Genomic DNA, 3065 nt, shown 5'->3' on the forward strand with positions numbered 1-3065 from the left:
TTGTTACAAATGTAGGTTTCCCAATTGCTCTATCTATGTATCTCTTAGTTAGAATTGAAGGTAAACTTACTGGTTTAACAGATAGTATTAATGAGTTGTCTAAAAACATCACGAGCTTAAGATAATAAAGCTCAAAAAATGAACTCTAAAATTAGAGTTCATTTTTTTATTCTTACGTTACTTTACACTTGAATCTAAGTAAATAAAAAAAGCTACACATCCATAATTAGGTGCGTAACTTCTCTATTTCAAAAATCTAGATTTTTAAGTATCTAAATCACTATGATACTTTCTGAACTAATATCTGTCAATAAGAAGCATTAAAAACTTTTCTTATTCCTATTTATAATTGCCCTCACATAGCTTTCAGACATATTGTATTTGAATGCTAATTCTTTATGATTAAATCCATTATACTCAGCTATGATTTCTCTGTCTCTAGCTTCTTTGTATATCATTTTTTCAGTAGGAAAGTACACTGATGTCCCCCCAAATTCTTCAAATAGCACCTTAGTTATGTCTATCCCAATTTTAATTGCTATATTTTCAAATTGTGGAGGTAGGTCACTTATTTTTAAATCCATAAAATATCCTCCTATAAAGTTCTAATTTGATTTTCTTTATATGAATATTCTACAAACATTATCTATTTCCTACTAATTTTACTTCATTAAATTTTTATTATATTTTGCTACCAACTAAGATTTAATTCATCACATCGTGTATCATCTTCTATAAAACAATTGCTACAATCTGCTTCTTCTGCGAATTCTCTAAGAATATCGTATACTTTATTTTCCAAATCATCAATTTCTATATATGGAACATAGAATATATATTCTCCAGATTTAATACTATCTTCTTCTAGCCTATAATTAATCCTTAAATATTGCTCTATTATACTTCTAACCTTACCTTTTCCTCTTACAAACTTATTATTATTTTCTACCCTAATCCACATTCTAATTTTAGCTATATTTTGTTTATCTAAACATTGGTTTTCTATCAAAAAATCACCCTCTTTATATAACTCTCTTTTTATTTTTTATATTTTTCAAAATCTATAACCTCAGCTAATACCTTCTTTTCTTCTTTTACTGGTACTTCCTTAGCTATTCTTTTTTCTAATCTTTCCATAAATGCAGATTTAGCCTTAGCCATCATTTTTTCATCTACAACAACTCTTTCTAAACTCTGCTTGTCCAAATAAGTATGAACTCCCTCTCCATCCATATCAGGTAATGCATACTCTACATAATCTAACCATATTTCTTCATTACATAACTTTCTGTTATAACACTTAAAGTAATACGTTATACTCCCACTAATCTTTAACCAAAGCTTCTTCTCATCCATTGTCTATTCCTCCTATATAAAGACCCATTTCAGGCAACACTATTAATAAACACACAGTACCACATATTTATAAAGAGCATTTCGTGATACCACTCTTGCCCTTATTTAATATTCCAATATCTCTTTACTGTTGCAATGCCTATTTGTAATTTTTTTGCAACTTCACTTTGACTTAAACTCTGCTTCTTTAAATATTTAATACTTTCTATTCTATCTTCTTTATCCTGCTGTCTCTTTGTTAATCCATTTTCATTTCTTGGTGTTCTTTTTTCATTGTTCCTTCTATACTTTTCTTGAGTACCAATAATAGTTTTCATATGTTTCTGTTCACTACTACTTATCTCTAATCTATCAATTAAACGGTGGACACCGAAGTACGTGTTATTTTCGGCCACTTGATAAAATCGCAAATTATATAAGTACTTATGATTACTAGTTATGACTATGCTTAAAGCATTGCTATTACTAGCTTATAATTACATAATCAAATCTTTAAAGTTATGATTATATTATACTTCAAAGTTTAATAATAAAAAATAATTTAACATAGCAATCGTGGAACATCCAATTTTGACTTAGATGAAATATAATTATATTAATAAAAGTGTTAAGGGAGTATAAGTCGATGAAATATAAGGTAGCTATCTTAAAAAGTATTGAATTTATAGAAAAGAACTTGAAAAATAAATTATCATTAAAAAGTATATCTAGCTATGTAGGGTATTCTGAGTATCATTTTTCAAGGATTTTCAAATCTGAAATGAACATATCTGTCATGGACTATGTTCAAGAGAGAAGACTATTGATTGCTTCAAAGGAAATATTTGATGGGCGAAAAATAGTGGATGTATCATATGATTATCAATATGATACTCATAGTGGTTTTTCAAAAGCATTTAAAAAGAAATTCGGATTTACTCCAACCCAACACTTAATTTATGCAATAAAAATATTAGAAAATATAAAAAATGAGAATAGAGAGGTTTTAATTATGAAAAAAGAAAATAATCAAGGTATATTTATAGAACCATCTGTTGAATTTGCAAGTGTAGAAGAATTATATAATCAATTAATTTTAAATATAAAATATAAATATAACAGTTCAGACTTAGAAGAAATAGAAAAGGCTTATTTATTGTCTTGTGAAGCCCATAAAGACCAATATCGTAAATCAGGTGAGCCTTACGTAATACATCCTCTAAATATAGCTTTAATATTATCTCAAATAGATGTTGATAAAGAATCTATAATAGTTGGATTACTTTATGATATTATAACAAAAAATACTCCTATTACATTAGAAGTTGTTGAGTCTAAATTCTCAAGAGAAATTTCTACATTACTAAATGACGTAACTAATTTTAAATCAGCAGACTTAAGAAAAGTAGTTGAAGAAGACTGCGACATAGATGGTAGAGTATTTATTATTCAACTTGCATCTAGACTCCATAACATGAGAACTATAAAACATATGAATCCAGACGTTTATAAGGAAAAAGCAGAAGAGACAATAGAAATTTTTTCACCTATAGCGACTAAATTAAACCTTATAAAATTAAAAATGGAATTAGATGATTTATCAATTAAGTATTTAATTGACTAAAATTACTGAAGTAGTTTTTGAAAAATAAAAAACACGTGTGAATCGGTCATACCAATGGTTTCAAATTCAAGTGGCCGATTTTTACACGTATGTCGTCCTCCCCCCA

At 27.6% G+C, this 3065-nt stretch carries 6 protein-coding genes; 2 read left to right on the forward strand and 4 right to left on the reverse strand.

The genetic code is table 11. From position 1 onward, the window contains the following. Window positions 1–125: YvrJ family protein (locus ACRC03_RS00475; protein ID WP_438650582.1), on the forward strand; the 125-nt coding region annotated here is incomplete at its 5' end. Between the two features lie 195 nt (window positions 126–320). On the opposite strand, the gene ACRC03_RS00480 is transcribed toward ACRC03_RS00475, so the two are convergent. The 4 genes from ACRC03_RS00480 to ACRC03_RS00495 all read right to left on the reverse strand — a co-directional run bounded on the left by ACRC03_RS00480 (window position 321) and on the right by ACRC03_RS00495 (window position 1673). Beyond that, a complete protein-coding gene (locus ACRC03_RS00480; RefSeq protein ID WP_438650577.1) occupies window positions 321–584 on the reverse strand; it encodes a Mor transcription activator family protein in 264 nt (87 codons plus the stop codon). A gap of 107 nt (window positions 585–691) precedes the next feature. After that, on the reverse strand, window positions 692–1009 hold the full coding sequence (locus ACRC03_RS00485; RefSeq protein WP_438650578.1) for a hypothetical protein: 318 nt from the start codon (window positions 1007–1009) through the stop codon (window positions 692–694). 29 nt (window positions 1010–1038) lie between these two features. Further along, the gene (locus tag ACRC03_RS00490; protein ID WP_438650579.1) at window positions 1039–1356 is read right to left on the reverse strand and encodes a hypothetical protein; all 318 of its coding nucleotides are present in this window, start codon (window positions 1354–1356) and stop codon (window positions 1039–1041) included. 101 nt (window positions 1357–1457) lie between these two features. Then, complete coding sequence (locus tag ACRC03_RS00495; protein ID WP_438650580.1) at window positions 1458–1673, reverse strand: hypothetical protein; 216 nt, start codon at window positions 1671–1673, stop codon at window positions 1458–1460. A 308-nt stretch (window positions 1674–1981) separates the two neighbouring features. Here ACRC03_RS00495 and ACRC03_RS00500 point away from each other — a divergent pair, with 308 nt between their 5' ends. Further along, complete coding sequence (locus ACRC03_RS00500) at window positions 1982–2959, forward strand: HD domain-containing protein (RefSeq protein WP_438650581.1); 978 nt, start codon at window positions 1982–1984, stop codon at window positions 2957–2959. Window positions 2960–3065 lie beyond the last annotated feature (106 nt).

The organism is Romboutsia sp. (genome assembly GCF_051659545.1).
Lineage (GTDB): Bacteria > Bacillota > Clostridia > Peptostreptococcales > Peptostreptococcaceae > JBOFOR01.

Coding starts and splice junctions, on each gene's coding strand:
- ACRC03_RS00490 (WP_438650579.1), bottom strand. CDS start 1,356: ATGGATGAGAAGAAGCTTTGGTTAAAGATTAGTGGGAGTATAACGTAT.
- ACRC03_RS00495 (WP_438650580.1), bottom strand. CDS start 1,673: ATGAAAACTATTATTGGTACTCAAGAAAAGTATAGAAGGAACAATGAA.
- ACRC03_RS00480 (WP_438650577.1), bottom strand. CDS start 584: ATGGATTTAAAAATAAGTGACCTACCTCCACAATTTGAAAATATAGCA.
- ACRC03_RS00500 (WP_438650581.1), top strand. CDS start 1,982: ATGAAATATAAGGTAGCTATCTTAAAAAGTATTGAATTTATAGAAAAG.